This window comes from Peribacillus butanolivorans, assembly GCF_001273755.1.
Taxonomy (GTDB): Bacteria; Bacillota; Bacilli; order Bacillales; family DSM-1321; genus Peribacillus; species Peribacillus butanolivorans.
In genome coordinates, this window is sequence record NZ_LGYA01000001.1 from 23,808 (window position 1) to 38,019 (window position 14,212).

Here is a 14,212-nt window from a genome sequence, read left to right on the forward strand (position 1 = left end):
TTGAATGCTATTATCTTATTTATACATAATTTGAAGAGTTTAACAGTTTTAGTTAGAATAAGATTGATAGTGTTGAAAAGTTATTTAAAACAGGGAGGGATTGTTTTGGTGCAATTGTATAAACATGAACCGTTTACGGATTTTTCTCAAGTGGCAAATAGCGAGGCGTATCAACAGGGGTTAGGCAGGGTGAAAACATACTTAGGTCAGAATTATGATTTAGTCATTGGTGGAGAAAAAATCTCTACAGAAAATAAAATTATTTCTATTAATCCAGCCAAAAAAGAAGAAGTGATAGGCTATGTATCGAAAGCCAATCGTGATTTGGCTGAGAAGGCGGTTCAGGCAGCGGATGCGGCCTTTCAGACATGGCGTAAGGTAGAGCCTGAAGTAAGGGCAGATATACTGTTCAAAGCGGCAGCTATTGTCCGACGGAGGAAACATGAATTTTCGGCCTTGCTGACGAAAGAAGCTGGCAAGCCGTGGAATGAGGCAGATGGTGATACGGCTGAGGCTATCGATTTCTTAGAGTTTTATGCAAGGCAGATGCTCAAATTAAAAGACGGAATTCCTGTACAGAGTAGACCGAATGAAAATAATCGCTATGATTATATTCCACTTGGAGTGGGAATTATTATTTCCCCCTGGAATTTTCCTTTTGCTATTATGGCAGGAACGACTGTTGCTGCCATCGTAACGGGAAATACGGTTCTGTTAAAACCGGCATCGACTACTCCAGTTATCGCGGCTAAATTTGTGGAGGTGATGGAGGAAGCAGGTCTGCCTAAGGGGGTATTGAACTTTGTCCCGGGGAGCGGTTCAGAAGTAGGCGATTATCTTATCGATCACCCCCGCACCCGTTTTGTTTCATTTACAGGATCTCGTGAAGTAGGCACGAGAATTTATGAACGTGCCGCAAAAGTGAATGAAGGCCAAATTTGGCTGAAGCGGGTGATTGCGGAAATGGGTGGTAAAGATACGATTGTAGTTGATAAGGAAGCGGACCTTGAATTGGCTGCTCAATCGATCGTGAATTCGGCATTCGGTTTTTCCGGGCAAAAGTGTTCTGCCTGTTCCCGGGCTGTCATTGTTGCTGAAGTATATGATCAGGTGCTAGAGCGTGCTTTAGAACTGGCAAAGGAATTGTCCGTTGGTGATCCAGAAGATGGTGCAAACTTCATGGGGCCGGTTATCGATGGTCAAGCTTATAAAAAAATCATGGAATACATTGAAATTGGGAAACAAGAAGGTCGTTTAGCTGCTGGTGGAAAGGGTGATGATACAACCGGTTATTTCATTGAACCAACGATCATTGCCGATCTTGATCCGTATGCCCGGCTCATGCAAGAAGAGGTTTTCGGCCCAGTTGTTGCTTTTTCGAAAGCAAAAGACTTTGATGAAGCGATTGAGATTGCAAATAATACGGATTATGGCCTGACGGGAGCAGTAATTACGAATAATCGTGAACATATGGAAAAAGCACGTGATGATTTTCATGTGGGAAATCTATACTTTAACCGTGGATGTACGGGCGCAATTGTAGGCTATCAGCCGTTTGGAGGCTTTAATATGTCAGGTACAGACTCAAAAGCAGGAGGACCTGATTATCTTATCCTTCACATGCAAGGAAAAACGACTTCAGAAGCATATTAATGGAAATGTAATCCCTTCCTATTTAGGAAGGGATTTTTGCAAGAATCGAGAACATTTGACTAATTTGACTGCCTTCTTGGAATTTCCCCGGAAATTTCGGCAACTTTCTCATATTTCCCGGAAAATACTTCTTTTTCTTTAAGAAATATTTGAATTTCGACAAGGTATCTCTTGTTGCTTTACTGTGCAATAGTTTGATATGATTTAAACGATGATTTTATGGAGAAAAGCGACTATTTTAGTCGATTTGGATATTTTTTCGGAGGTGAAGAGAATGTCACGAATTTCTATGGAACAAGTAAAACACGTTGCCCATTTGGCTCGTTTGGCAATTACGGAAGAAGAAGCAGAACAGTTTCAGAATCAGCTTGAACAAATGATTTCGTTTGCGGAGCAGTTGAATGAACTTGATACGGATCAGGTAAACCCGACTTCTCACGTTTTGGATATGAAAAATGTAATGCGCGAAGATGTTGCAAAACCAGGATTACCAGTAGAAGAAGTAGTTAAGAATGCACCGGATAGCAAAGAAGGATATATCCGTGTACCAGCCATTATGGAATAAGGAGGGACAATGATGTCGTTGTTCGAACAAAAAGTTTCCGAGCTTCATCAACGTTTACATAATAAAGAGATCAGCGTTACTGATCTTGTTAACGAATCGTATAAGCGAATCGGACAGGTAGAAGACAAGGTGAAGGCATTTTTGACATTAGATGAAGAAAACGCCCGCAACCAAGCAAAACAATTGGATGACCAATTAGTAAAAGGCGAGAGCCAAGGCGCCCTGTTTGGCATGCCAATCGGTGTGAAGGATAATATTGTTACTAAAAATTTACGGACAACTTGTGCGAGCAAAATTTTGGAGAACTTTGATCCAATCTATGATGCAACCGTTGTTCAAAAGCTACAGCAGGCAGAAACGGTGACAATTGGAAAATTGAACATGGATGAATTTGCGATGGGTTCTTCAAATGAGAACTCAGCATATCAGGCAACACGCAATCCATGGAATACGGATTATGTACCAGGTGGCTCTTCAGGTGGTTCAGCTGCATCTGTCGCTTCTGGTGAAGTCTTATTCTCATTAGGTTCTGACACAGGTGGATCAATTCGCCAACCAGCTGCATACTGCGGAGTTGTCGGCTTAAAGCCTACATATGGACGGGTTTCCCGTTTCGGACTTGTAGCCTTTGCTTCTTCATTAGATCAAATCGGTCCGGTGACAAGAACGGTTGAAGATAATGCATACCTTCTTGAAGCGATTTCAGGCGTCGATCCAATGGATTCCACATCTGCTAACTTAGACGTACCGAATTTTGTGAATTCATTAACAGGCGATGTTAAAGGGTTGAAAATTGCAGTTCCTAAAGAATACCTTGGTGAAGGTGTTGGGGAAGAAGCACGTAATTCTGTACTTGAAGCTTTAAAAGTATTAGAAGGACTTGGAGCTGTATGGGAAGAAGTTTCTCTGCCGCATTCCAAATATGCTCTAGCAGCTTACTATTTGCTTTCTTCATCAGAAGCATCGGCAAACCTTTCCCGTTTTGACGGCGTTCGCTTCGGTCACCGTACAGATAATGCAGAAACCTTAATTGATATGTACAAGCAAACTCGATCGGAAGGATTCGGTGACGAAGTAAAACGCCGTATCATGCTTGGAACTTTCTCCTTAAGCTCTGGTTATTATGATGCTTATTATAAAAAGGCTCAAAAAGTGCGTACATTGATCAAAAAAGACTTTGAAGATGTATTTGAAAAATATGATGTAATCGTTGGACCGACAACACCTACACCAGCTTTCAAAATCGGTGAAAAAGTTGCCGATCCATTAACGATGTATGCGAATGATATTTTAACGATTCCTGTCAACCTTGCTGGCGTACCAGGTATTTCCGTACCTTGTGGTTTCGCTGCTAATGGTCTTCCGCTTGGTCTGCAAATGATCGGGAAGCATTTTGATGAAAGCACGATTTACCGCGCTGCTCACGCATTTGAGCAAGCAACAGATTTTCATAAACAATTTCCTAAGCTGTAAGGGGTGAAAAAAATGGACTTTGAAACGGTAATTGGTCTAGAAGTACACGTAGAATTAAAAACAGATTCAAAAATTTTCTCATCGAGCCCGAACCAATTCGGTGCCTCTCCAAATAGCAATACGACTGTAATCGATCTTGGCTATCCAGGTGTATTGCCTGTCGTCAATAAAAAGGCTGTTGATTTTGCAATGAAAGCTGCTATCGCGCTAAATTGTGAAGTGGCAGAAATCACGAAATTTGACCGGAAAAACTATTTTTATCCAGACAATCCGAAAGCTTACCAAATTTCTCAATTCGATCAGCCAATCGGTGAACATGGCTGGATTGAAATCGAAGTCGGTGGCAAGAAAAAGAAAATCGGCATTACACGTATTCATATGGAAGAAGATGCTGGTAAGCTGACACATAAAGGGAACTATTCACTTTGTGATTACAACCGCCAAGGTACTCCGCTTGTTGAGATCGTATCCGAGCCGGATATCACGTCTCCTGAAGAAGCGTATGCTTATCTGGAAAAATTGAAATCCATTATTCAATACACGGGTGTTTCCGATTGTAAAATGGAAGAAGGCTCACTTCGCTGTGATGCTAACATTTCCTTGAAACCAGTTGGTCAAAAAGAATTCGGTACGAAAACTGAATTGAAAAACTTGAACTCATTCAACTTCGTTCGTAAAGGGTTGGAGCATGAAGAAATCCGACAAGCAGAGGTATTGAATGAAGGCGGCGTAATCGAACAGGAAACACGTCGTTTCGATGAAGCTACAGGTAGAACAGTTCTAATGCGTATTAAAGAAGGCTCTGATGATTACCGCTATTTCCCGGAACCAGATTTATTGACTATCCATATCGACGAAGAATGGAAAGCACGCATTACTGCGGAGATTCCAGAACTTCCAGATGCACGAAAAAAACGTTACGTTGAAGAATTTGGTTTACCAGAGTATGATGCTGCTGTTTTAACGGTAACAAAAGAAATGGCTGATTTCTTTGAAGCAACAGTTGCTTCAGGTGCGGATGCGAAACTTGCATCGAACTGGATCATGGGTGAGGTTTCTGCTTTCTTAAACGCAGAAGGGAAAGAACTGCATGATGTTGCGTTGACTGCTGAATCATTGGCAGGGATGATCAAACTGATTGAAGATGGTACAATTTCTTCTAAAATCGCGAAAAAGGTATTCAAAGAGTTGATCGAAAACGGTGGTAACGCAGAAACGATCGTTAAGGAAAAAGGACTTGTCCAAATTTCTGACGAAGGTGCATTACGATCAGCGGTTGAAGAAGCTTTGAATAATAACCCGCAATCAATTGAAGATTTTAAAGCTGGTAAACAAAAAGCAATCGGCTTCCTTGTCGGACAAATTATGAAAGCGACAAAAGGCCAAGCTAATCCACAACTTGTTAATAAAATTTTGGTTGAAGAAATCAATAAACGTTAATAATTGACCGTATCACTTTCTAAGTGATGCGGTTTTCATATGGTTATCAAAAGAGTTTTACGAGGAAATACTGGAACTTGTGAGTGAGAAATTAATTTTATATTTTTTTTGGAGTTATCTGTAGGGGTAACTCCTTTTTGTGTCGTCTATTATATGAATGCTTAAATGAAAGGGGGGAGAGAAGTGACAGATGAGTTAGTGGAGAAGGTGAGAGGTGGAAATGATCATGCTTTCCGGATATTGATAGAAACGTATAAGGAGACGATTTTTAGAACCGTCTATTCCGTTTTACGCAATCAAAAGGATGCAGAAGATGTCACCCAGGAAGTCTTTATCAAAATCTATACTTCTCTTCCTCAATATAAAAATCAAGGTTTCAAAACATGGATTACGCGTATTGCCGTCAATCATGCAATAGATTTGAAGAGAAAACGAGAAAGGCAAAAGGAAGAATCACATGAAGTACAGACTTCGGAAGCTCATTTAGGCCTATCTGATGATGTTGAGGCAGTATTTTTTCGAAATGAAAAACGAAAGCAAGTATTACGGAAGCTGAATGACCTTCCGGAGGGGTATCGGGACGTTGTGTATGGCTATTACATACAAGAAAAAACATTCCAGCAAATTGCAGAGGAACAGCAGATTCAAGTCAAATCTGTTGAGGTAAAGCTATATCGGGCAAGGAATTGGATGAGAAAACATTGGAAAGAGGAGGATTTTTCATGAACCATGTTTCTGAAGCAGGGTGGATTGCTTATTTGGCGGATGAAATGCCTGATAATCTAAAAATAGAATATGAAAATCATTTATACTCCTGTGACGAGTGTTTAACAGTCTATATGGAGGCGATGGAAAGAGCCGAATCTAGTCTGCTCGTTGAAGAACTTGATATCGCAGATTCTGTTATGAGCTCGATTACTCAACTAAATGAAGTATCTTTTGAAGAGGTTAAGCAAATCAAAAAAGAAAAATCTCTTCGGACGATTACAAGACATTACCTGATTGCCGCTGGTTTTACGATTCTATTAATGGCGGCCGGAGTTTTTCAATCCCTGACTGAATACGTTGATTCTGTAGAATCCAGTACTGTAAAGGAAACTCAGACCTTAACCGATGGTCTTATTGATAAAACATTTAATTGGATGGACTCTATTGAAAAGAAAAATAAGGAGGGGTTTAGAAATGAATAAAAGTCCGATATTAGCTTTTTTGTTATCATTTCTGCCGGGTTTTGGTCATTTTTACCTAGGTAGGAGATATAAAGGTTTATTTTATTTTCTAGCCACGCTTGGATTAGGGCTGGGAGGCTTTTTTCTTACATTGATTAGTCAAGTGGAAGCGTTTCTTGCCTTTTCCATTATAGGAATGGTGTTTTATATCATCAGTATATTTGACTTGGTAGTTACCTCTCTAAGAAATCCTAAAAGCGAAACGGATGCAGGCGGAATAGTGGATCAGCCGGAAGCAGAAAGATTCTATGTAATTGTCCTTTCATTCGTGCCTGGTCTCGGACATTTCCAGCTCGGCCTCATGAATCGGGGACTTATTTTTCTAATTGGCTTTTTAGGCCTTGGCATTATGGTGATATTCATCAGTGTGATGACACAAATGGAAGGTCTGCTAATATTCATGGCTTTATTGCCAGTTATCTGGATTTACAGCTTTTTTGATTCTGTTCAACAGCTGAATAAAAAGCAGAGGGGTGAGGAGCTTATTGATCGAACCGTGTTGGAAGATTTCGAAGAGAGACGGGAATCTGGGAAGAAGAGTAAATCGGTCGCGACTTTATTCGCCATTTTCCCTGGGGCAGGTCATTTATATTTAGGGCTGCAGAAACGCGGAATCCAATTGATGGCCGGCTTTTTATTCGCCATTTATATATTGGATTTACTCCGTTTAGGATTCTTCTTTTTCCTTATTCCGATCATCTGGTTTTACAGCTTTTTTGATGGATTACAAAAAGCGGCTAAAATGGAAGAGGGTCCTGTTGAAGATACGCCCATAATTTCGGGAATTGTCAATCAGCAAAAATGGATAGGCCTTGGTTTGGTGGGTCTAGGAATTTATTTCTTGGCAAGTAACATTATCGTTCCGGCAATTGCACCTCATTTAGATGAATGGGTTGGAAGCAACTTAGAATATTGGTTTAGAGATTATTTTCAAAAAGGACTCGTGTGTATCCTTCTTATAGGTGGAGGAATAAAATTGTTAGCTGGAAGTAAAAAAACGAGAGACAAGGAGGAGACAAAATGAGAACATGGAGAGTCGGAACAATTTCAATGGGAGTCTCTCTGGTTGGTTTAGGTATGATTTTACTGATTTCTCAAATTGCAAATATGAATATGACGACGATTCTTCTTTCTTGGTGGCCGTTACTTTTCATTATTTTGGGAGTGGAAATTCTCTTCTATATCTATTTTTCCAGAAAAGAAAGTTCCTTTGTAAAATATGATATTCTTAGTATTCTTTTCGTAGGATTGCTTGGAACGACGGGAATTGTTTTAATTCTGCTGACATCAAGTGGAATAATGGATCAAGTCAGGGCAGCCGTGCAAAGCGAAGAAAAAACAGTGAATTTACCTGGGTTCAATGAAAAGGCTGGAAAAGACATTCATAGGGTCGTTCTAGATTCTGGATCATACCCATTGACGGTTGAAAGTGGGACCGATGAAGAAGTTTCTATATTCGGGACGTATGATGAGCATGTAACAGTAGATGCTGAATCCCTGTTGAAAAAGACGGAAGATTATTTAATGGTTGAGAGAAACGGTGATACACTTTATATCAGCTTCAAGGATTTACCGGTTCAAAATAGCCTTTTAGGCGGAGGCAGGACGAATCTCAAGGCTACTCTTATTATCCCTGCTGAATTATCATTAGAGATTAATGGACAAAGCACGGATCTTGTCTTAAAGCCAAGACAGCTTTTAAGTAATTGGAGTGTAAAAGATAGCGGCTACCTAAGTGTATACCTTCAAGAAAATAGTGATATCAAGATTGAAGCAAAAGGTGTCGAGGAGCTCGAGGGGCCTGAAAATAGCTGGAAAACGACCGAGATAAAAGAAGAAGACACGAATGAAGAAGGCACTGAAAAAAAGAATGGTACACTAAAGTCTGGAAAAGGGAATCATATCTTAACTGTCTTCGATACGTATAAAGTGAATGTTCATTACCCATAATTTTAAACCATTTACTAGAATAAAATTGTAAAAAGCTTTATAATTTCTCTGATAAGATTTCTGGAAAAAAGCATATAAAGAAATGGGCCGAAATGCGGTCCTCTTTTTTTTCGAATATTGCTTTTCATGTAGTGAACGATTAATATGTAATTTATGGAATCAATTTGTATAAGGATGATGGGAAATGAAAAGAGCAAGGTTGATTTACAACCCGACATCAGGCCGGGAAGCCATTAAGAAGAGTTTACCAGGGGTGCTTGCAAAGCTTGAAGCAGCTGGATATGAGGCTTCTACACATGCGACGACCGGTGCTGGTGATGCAACGAATGCAGCTAAAATTGCCATTGAACGCGGCTATGATATTGTCATTGCAGCAGGAGGCGACGGAACGATTTATGAGGTTGTTAATGGACTGGCCACTGCAGAAAAACGCCCAAAACTAGGAATTATTCCGACAGGAACGACGAATGATTTCGCGCGGGCACTGCATTTACCGAAGTCAATCGAAGGGGCAGCTGATATTATTGCCAGTGGGCATACGATGCCAATCGATATTGGAAAAATGAATGATAAATATTTCATCAATATTGCTGGTGGGGGTCGATTGACTGAATTGACCTACGACGTGCCAATCAAGCTGAAAACAATGCTTGGGCAGCTAGCTTACTACATTAAAGGGATTGAAATGCTACCTTCTATCAAGCCGACAGAAGTTTCAATCGAATATGATGGAAAGCTTTTCGAAGGCGAGATTATGCTATTTTTAGTCGCCAATACAAATTCGGTCGGTGGCTTCGAAAAACTCGCACCAGACGCATCCCTAAATGACGGCATGTTCACGTTACTTATTTTGAAAAAGGCAAATCTTGCTGATATTGTCCGAGTCGTAACTTTGGCAATGCGCGGTGAACATATACATGACAAAAATGTCATTTATGAAAAAGCGAATCGGATCAAAGTAACTGCAAAAAAAGACATGATGCTTAATTTGGACGGGGAATTTGGTGGCATGGCCCCAGCTGAATTCGTAAACCAGTACCGTCATTTTGATGTATTCATCCCGGAAGGAATATTGCCGGACGATCCAACAAATAAATAATGAAAAGAAGGTCACTAAAATGGGTGGCCTTTTCCTTTTAATTTAAATCTAGTAAGGAGATTAGGTAACGTGTACATCAGAAGAGCGACACCAGAAGACGCAGAAAAGGCAGCAGTATTAACACGACTTGCGATAAAGGAAATTGCCGAGGAGTTAACTGGCGAAACAGATGAAGAAACAATACTCGCCGTTCTTGCCGATTTTTTTAGAAAAAGTGGAAATCGAATCAGCTATGAAAATACCTTCGTTAGTGAACATAATGGGGAAGTATCTGGACTGATCATTGCCTATCATGGAAAAGATGCTAAAGGGTTAGATGAACCAATAGTTGAACGATTACGGCGGAAAATGAAAGATTCGAGTATTACACTCGACAAGGAAGCAGAGAGTGATGACTTTTATCTGGATACATTATGTGTTGACCCGCATTTTCAAGGGAAAGGAATTGGAAGTGCACTGATTCAATATGTTGAGGAGTATGCTAAGGAAAAAGGCTACCCAAGGGTTTCTTTAGTCGTTGAAGATGTGAATGAAGGGGCAAATCGTCTCTATAACAGGTTAGGATATAAAAAAATAAAAACCATTATGATAAGTGGCTATGAATTTGGATATATGGTGAAAAAATTAGAAGAACCCCTTGTTTAACAGGGGGTCCTTTTTACGTGTGTTTTTGATATATCACTTCTTCCACCATTCATTGAACTTTTCTTAGTGGAATGGGATCTACATTTGCTGTCCGTTCATCGCAGCCCAATCAGCATAAACTCCGGTTCCGTTGCAGCCGGGACAGTCGTGTATATCGGAAAAATGATATTCCGTTGGTACGAAAGAGCTGTATCCTCGCCCATAACAATCCGGACAGAGGCCCTTTTCTTCCATGCTTACTCGATGTTTTTCTAGCCTGTTTGCATTCCAGGCAGATATAGAGTTAAACAAACCCATTTCTTCACCTCATCTATTTTTCCTTATTTTTCTTTTTTTACCTCGATTTTATACATGGAACTATGAAAAAACATAATTCCTTCTACTATTATTTTATGAAAACCAATGTAAATTGGTGAGTCGTTTTGTGGCAAGGCTCTGAATGTGGTAAAATACAGGCTAGCTTATAAAAGAAAAGAGAAGATGATATGAAAAAAACAGCACCCATTGCTAAAAATGATATTATAGAGGTTTTATTCGAAGATTTAACGCACGAAGGGGCTGGAGTAGCTAAAGTTGATGGCTATCCGATCTTTGTTCAGAACGCCCTTCCTGGTGAAAAGGCAAAAGTTAAAGTAATGAAGACAAATAAGGGTTATGGCTTCGGACGTTTGATGGAGATTATAGAAAATAGTCCATATCGAGTTGAGGTTACAACTGAAGACTTTCATAAATACGGTGGCTGTCAGCTACATCATATGAGCTATGAAGGACAGTTGGAATTCAAAGAAAAACAAGTCCGTGAAGTGATGACTCGCATTGGAAAACTTGAGGATGTGAAGGTACACCCGATAATTGGTATGGAAAACCCAACTCATTATCGTAACAAAGCCCAAGTGCCTGTTGGTGAAAAGGACGGCAAGCTAATAGCGGGATTCTTTAAACCACGGACACATGAAATTGTAGAAACGAAAGAAAGCATTATCCAAAATGAAGTGATTAGTGAAGCTGTTCAAGTTGTAAAAGAAATCATCAGTAAACTTGGTATCCCTGCTTACAATGAAAAAACCCATAAAGGTGTATTGCGTCACATTATGGCTCGTTATGGCAAGCAAACAGGCGAATTAATGATAGTACTCGTTACAAGAACGAAAAGTATCCCTTTCATCGAAACAATCGTGAAGGAAATCGTTGAACGTCTTCCACAGGTGAAATCAATCGTCCAAAACGTAAATTCGAAGAAAACAAATGTTATCTTGGGCGACAACATGACTTTGTTATGGGGTAACGAAGTGATCTATGATTTGATCGGTGACGTGAAATTTGCGATTTCCGCAAAATCCTTTTATCAAATTAATCCTGATCAAACGAAGGTTCTTTATGATAAAGCACTTAGTTATGCTGGTCTAACGGGCGAAGAAACGGTGATTGATGCTTATTGTGGCATTGGTACCATTTCATTATTCTTAGCACAAAAAGCGAAAAAGGTTATTGGTGTGGAAGTTGTATCAGAAGCGATTGAAGATGCACGCCGCAACGCTGAATTAAATGAAATCACAAATGCAGAATTCATCGTTGGTGATGCAGGAAACGTCATTGCTGAATGGTATCAAAAGGGTAACACGGCAGACGTCATCGTTGTTGATCCACCTCGTAAAGGTTGTGAAGAATCTCTTCTAAACACAATCATTGAGATGAAACCTAAAAAGGTCGTTTATGTATCTTGTAACCCAGGAACCTTGGCACGGGACCTTCATATTTTAGAAGAAGGCGGATATAAAGCAGTTGATATCCAACCTGTCGACATGTTCCCGATGACTACACATGTTGAAAATGTAGTGTTGTTAGAATTGAAATAATGGTGTAAGTGCCCAGTCATTGGACTGGGCTTATTTTATATTGATTTATATAATTAGTGTCTTTGTTAGATAGAGATGATGAAGCAGGACCCATTAAGGGCTCTGCTTTTTAAATGTGGTGTCAAAAATTGTAGTAAGGGTGCTGAGGAAAAAAATTTTACAGGTATATTCTTGACGTTCTAACTTGGACATATATTAGGGAATATCGAATATCGAATGGGAGGTAAGGTGATTTTATTAAATTCCAAAAAGTGATGGCTGTAATCGTTGGTAGCTTTTTGATAGGTATTGGAATTAATGGTTTTTTAGTTCCATATCATTTAATAGATGGCGGTGTTATTGGAATTGCTCTTATTATTCATTATTTTTTGGGCTTTCAAACGGGGTTATCCATGTTAGTTCTTAGTATTCCTTTATTTATATATGCTTGGTGTTATGAGCGTCACTTTTTCTATAGCAGCATCCATGGATTACTTTTGACTTCTCTTTTTATGGATTGGTTGAGTCCATTAAAAAAGGCATTTTCTATTTCCATTCTCAGTAGTTCGTTAATTGGCGGAGCTATCATTGGGCTAGGCATAGGGCTTATGCTTCGATATGAGACAAGCAGCGGAGGAACAGATTTGTTAGCAAAATTCATTTCCAAATCTTCCTCCATAGATATTGCTATAGTTATTATTGTCATCGATACACTCATTATTACAGCTGCCGTCTTTATCTTAGGTATGAGAATTTTTCTTTTTTCATGTCTGACGATTGTCATTATTGGACTGATTACATCACTTATGAAAGTGAGGGATTAAATTTTCTTATCAATCCAAAAGTATAAAATAAATTAGTTTTTTAAGATGAAGGCTACATGGTCAATTGCCTTTTGTAATTTTTCACTATTTTTGCTATACATTTCTTTAGCTTCTTTTGATTCAGTTCCAAGGGCAAATAACTCTAAGTCTGCTTGGCATTTTTTCAAAGTTGCGAGCATCAAAGGCTTTTCTTGTGGAGATGGCACTTTAATTTTATCATCAAAAAGATCCACGTTTAATTCACCATTGGAATTTGCTTGTCCAAGAAAGACATTCTCGATGGTTACGCCTAGCTTATCCAATTCGGTTTTCAACCAATTTCGGTTTAGGCCAATCGTGGAAAGTGGTTCATCAAGGATTTCTCCATCCATAATGACAGTCTGAGCCTCCTTGACTGAAGCAACTGCCAGATTCAAATCTTTTGCTGTTAAAGGTTGATTTTGCTTTTTTAACATAACCGAAAAGTCACCGTTTGCTTCTAACAAACCAAACTCAACATCAGCTACATCAAAGACATCCTTCTTTCGGAGTAACCCTAACAATTCATCAGTTGTATACTTTTCCTTTTTTAAATTGTCTTCCATGACTTTTCCATCTTTAATAAACACTGAGGCTTTTCCTTCCACAAGATCACGAATAGTTTTGCTTTTCAAAGAAACTAATCCTGCTATAAAAGGTGCGAGTGCAAAAACGAGAATAGAAAGCACCCCATTTATAATACTTCCTTCAACCTTTGTGGCTAACTCTGCCCCAACGTTCCCGATGGTTATGCCAGTGACATATTCAAAAAAGGAAAGCTGAGATATCTGTTTTTTACCTAACCATTTTGTGATTAAAAAAAGGACAATTAAAAAAAATAGTGACCGTAAAACGATTTGTAACCATTCAGGCATTACTTAGCACCTCCTGCAAATCATAGGTTTAATCAAAAACCCTTATATTGTGGTTCCTCTCGTTCTAATTCTCCAACACGCTTGTGTACATCCTTCATCACTTCATTCACTACCATCATCGTTTCATGCAGGATACGTTTCGATTCATCATCTTGAGTTCGGAGTGCAAGGCTAGATAAACCAGCTTCTACACCCTTAAGGCTGGCGACACATTGTTTCACTTCAGATGCAATAGTCATCCTATATTCTCCTTATCCTTTTGGTTTAAAAATAATAGCTCCTATCATTCCGAAAATAATTGCCGCTGATATCCCGGCACTAGTTACTTCAAACATTCCTGAAATTACACCAATTAAGCCATGCTTTTCTGCCTCGGCCATTGCCCCATGCACAAGCGAATTCCCGAAACTTGTAATGGGGATCGTTGCGCCTGCACCTGCAAAATCAATAAATGGTTCGTATAAACCAAACCCATCTAAAAGAGCTCCCACTACAACAAAGGTACTTAATGTATGGGCGGGTGTTAGCTTGAATACATCAAACATTATTTGCCCGATTACACAAATAAAGCCTCCTACAACAAAAGCCCAAAAATAAATCATCATT

General features: G+C 39.4%; 16 protein-coding genes. 12 read left to right on the forward strand and 4 right to left on the reverse strand.

Annotated elements, in window-relative coordinates; genetic code table 11:
• Positions 1 to 105 precede the first annotated feature (105 nt).
• The 10 genes from pruA to AKG34_RS00155 all read left to right on the forward strand — a co-directional run bounded on the left by pruA (position 106) and on the right by AKG34_RS00155 (position 10,054).
• The gene (gene pruA, locus AKG34_RS00110) at positions 106 to 1,653 is read left to right on the forward strand and encodes an L-glutamate gamma-semialdehyde dehydrogenase (RefSeq protein ID WP_053344219.1); all 1,548 of its coding nucleotides are present in this window, start codon (positions 106 to 108) and stop codon (positions 1,651 to 1,653) included.
• Between the two features lie 274 nt (positions 1,654 to 1,927).
• Positions 1,928 to 2,218, forward strand: coding sequence for an Asp-tRNA(Asn)/Glu-tRNA(Gln) amidotransferase subunit GatC (gene gatC / locus AKG34_RS00115; RefSeq protein WP_053344220.1), 291 nt, complete (start codon positions 1,928 to 1,930; stop codon positions 2,216 to 2,218).
• 12 nt (positions 2,219 to 2,230) lie between these two features.
• A complete protein-coding gene (gatA, locus tag AKG34_RS00120) occupies positions 2,231 to 3,691 on the forward strand; it encodes an Asp-tRNA(Asn)/Glu-tRNA(Gln) amidotransferase subunit GatA (RefSeq protein ID WP_053344221.1) in 1,461 nt (486 codons plus the stop codon).
• 12 nt (positions 3,692 to 3,703) lie between these two features.
• The gene (gene gatB / locus AKG34_RS00125) at positions 3,704 to 5,131 is read left to right on the forward strand and encodes an Asp-tRNA(Asn)/Glu-tRNA(Gln) amidotransferase subunit GatB (RefSeq protein ID WP_053344222.1); all 1,428 of its coding nucleotides are present in this window, start codon (positions 3,704 to 3,706) and stop codon (positions 5,129 to 5,131) included.
• A gap of 183 nt (positions 5,132 to 5,314) precedes the next feature.
• Entirely contained in the window at positions 5,315 to 5,857 is a 543-nt protein-coding gene (locus AKG34_RS00130) for a sigma-70 family RNA polymerase sigma factor (RefSeq protein ID WP_223305394.1), read from the forward strand.
• Positions 5,854 to 6,321 carry a hypothetical protein gene (locus AKG34_RS00135; protein ID WP_053344224.1) on the forward strand — a complete coding sequence of 156 codons (468 nt, stop codon included), beginning with the start codon at positions 5,854 to 5,856 and terminating at the stop codon, positions 6,319 to 6,321. Before AKG34_RS00130 ends, AKG34_RS00135 begins: the two co-directional genes overlap by 4 nt.
• A complete protein-coding gene (locus AKG34_RS00140) occupies positions 6,314 to 7,384 on the forward strand; it encodes a hypothetical protein (protein WP_053344225.1) in 1,071 nt (356 codons plus the stop codon). The genes AKG34_RS00135 and AKG34_RS00140 overlap by 8 nt, the downstream gene beginning before the upstream one ends.
• On the forward strand, positions 7,381 to 8,310 hold the full coding sequence (locus tag AKG34_RS00145; RefSeq protein ID WP_053344226.1) for a hypothetical protein: 930 nt from the start codon (positions 7,381 to 7,383) through the stop codon (positions 8,308 to 8,310). The genes AKG34_RS00140 and AKG34_RS00145 overlap by 4 nt, the downstream gene beginning before the upstream one ends.
• 184 nt (positions 8,311 to 8,494) lie before the next feature.
• Positions 8,495 to 9,409, forward strand: coding sequence for a diacylglycerol kinase (locus AKG34_RS00150; protein ID WP_053344227.1), 915 nt, complete (start codon positions 8,495 to 8,497; stop codon positions 9,407 to 9,409).
• A gap of 69 nt (positions 9,410 to 9,478) precedes the next feature.
• On the forward strand, positions 9,479 to 10,054 hold the full coding sequence (locus AKG34_RS00155; RefSeq protein WP_053344228.1) for a GNAT family N-acetyltransferase: 576 nt from the start codon (positions 9,479 to 9,481) through the stop codon (positions 10,052 to 10,054).
• Between the two features lie 78 nt (positions 10,055 to 10,132).
• On the opposite strand, the gene AKG34_RS00160 is transcribed toward AKG34_RS00155, so the two are convergent.
• Positions 10,133 to 10,351, reverse strand: a complete 219-nt coding sequence (locus AKG34_RS00160; protein WP_053344229.1) for a hypothetical protein — start codon at positions 10,349 to 10,351, stop codon at positions 10,133 to 10,135.
• 188 nt (positions 10,352 to 10,539) lie between these two features.
• On the opposite strand from AKG34_RS00160, the gene rlmD reads away from it, so the two are divergent.
• Entirely contained in the window at positions 10,540 to 11,910 is a 1,371-nt protein-coding gene (rlmD, locus tag AKG34_RS00165) for a 23S rRNA (uracil(1939)-C(5))-methyltransferase RlmD (protein WP_053344230.1), read from the forward strand.
• Between the two features lie 254 nt (positions 11,911 to 12,164).
• Entirely contained in the window at positions 12,165 to 12,713 is a 549-nt protein-coding gene (locus AKG34_RS00170) for a YitT family protein (protein WP_053344231.1), read from the forward strand.
• 32 nt (positions 12,714 to 12,745) lie between these two features.
• On the opposite strand, the gene AKG34_RS00175 is transcribed toward AKG34_RS00170, so the two are convergent.
• Genes AKG34_RS00175 through spoVAE form a run of 3 tightly spaced genes read right to left on the reverse strand, consistent with a single transcriptional unit; the run spans position 12,746 to position 14,208 of the window.
• Positions 12,746 to 13,606: a DUF421 domain-containing protein gene (locus tag AKG34_RS00175; RefSeq protein WP_053344232.1), complete on the reverse strand. Its 861-nt coding sequence runs from the start codon at positions 13,604 to 13,606 to the stop codon at positions 12,746 to 12,748.
• Between the two features lie 32 nt (positions 13,607 to 13,638).
• Positions 13,639 to 13,845, reverse strand: a complete 207-nt coding sequence (locus AKG34_RS00180) for a DUF1657 domain-containing protein (RefSeq protein WP_053344233.1) — start codon at positions 13,843 to 13,845, stop codon at positions 13,639 to 13,641.
• Positions 13,846 to 13,857: 12 nt separating this feature from the next.
• Positions 13,858 to 14,208: a stage V sporulation protein AE gene (gene spoVAE, locus AKG34_RS00185; RefSeq protein ID WP_053347930.1), complete on the reverse strand. Its 351-nt coding sequence runs from the start codon at positions 14,206 to 14,208 to the stop codon at positions 13,858 to 13,860.
• Positions 14,209 to 14,212: the final 4 nt, after the last annotated feature.

Coding starts and splice junctions, on each gene's coding strand:
- gatC (WP_053344220.1), top strand. CDS start 1,928: ATGTCACGAATTTCTATGGAACAAGTAAAACACGTTGCCCATTTGGCT.
- spoVAE (WP_053347930.1), bottom strand. CDS start 14,208: ATGATTTATTTTTGGGCTTTTGTTGTAGGAGGCTTTATTTGTGTAATC.
- gatB (WP_053344222.1), top strand. CDS start 3,704: ATGGACTTTGAAACGGTAATTGGTCTAGAAGTACACGTAGAATTAAAA.
- gatA (WP_053344221.1), top strand. CDS start 2,231: ATGTCGTTGTTCGAACAAAAAGTTTCCGAGCTTCATCAACGTTTACAT.
- AKG34_RS00140 (WP_053344225.1), top strand. CDS start 6,314: ATGAATAAAAGTCCGATATTAGCTTTTTTGTTATCATTTCTGCCGGGT.
- AKG34_RS00135 (WP_053344224.1), top strand. CDS start 5,854: ATGAACCATGTTTCTGAAGCAGGGTGGATTGCTTATTTGGCGGATGAA.
- AKG34_RS00150 (WP_053344227.1), top strand. CDS start 8,495: ATGAAAAGAGCAAGGTTGATTTACAACCCGACATCAGGCCGGGAAGCC.
- AKG34_RS00180 (WP_053344233.1), bottom strand. CDS start 13,845: ATGACTATTGCATCTGAAGTGAAACAATGTGTCGCCAGCCTTAAGGGT.
- AKG34_RS00175 (WP_053344232.1), bottom strand. CDS start 13,606: ATGCCTGAATGGTTACAAATCGTTTTACGGTCACTATTTTTTTTAATT.
- AKG34_RS00160 (WP_053344229.1), bottom strand. CDS start 10,351: ATGGGTTTGTTTAACTCTATATCTGCCTGGAATGCAAACAGGCTAGAA.
- AKG34_RS00145 (WP_053344226.1), top strand. CDS start 7,381: ATGAGAACATGGAGAGTCGGAACAATTTCAATGGGAGTCTCTCTGGTT.
- AKG34_RS00170 (WP_053344231.1), top strand. CDS start 12,165: ATGGCTGTAATCGTTGGTAGCTTTTTGATAGGTATTGGAATTAATGGT.
- rlmD (WP_053344230.1), top strand. CDS start 10,540: ATGAAAAAAACAGCACCCATTGCTAAAAATGATATTATAGAGGTTTTA.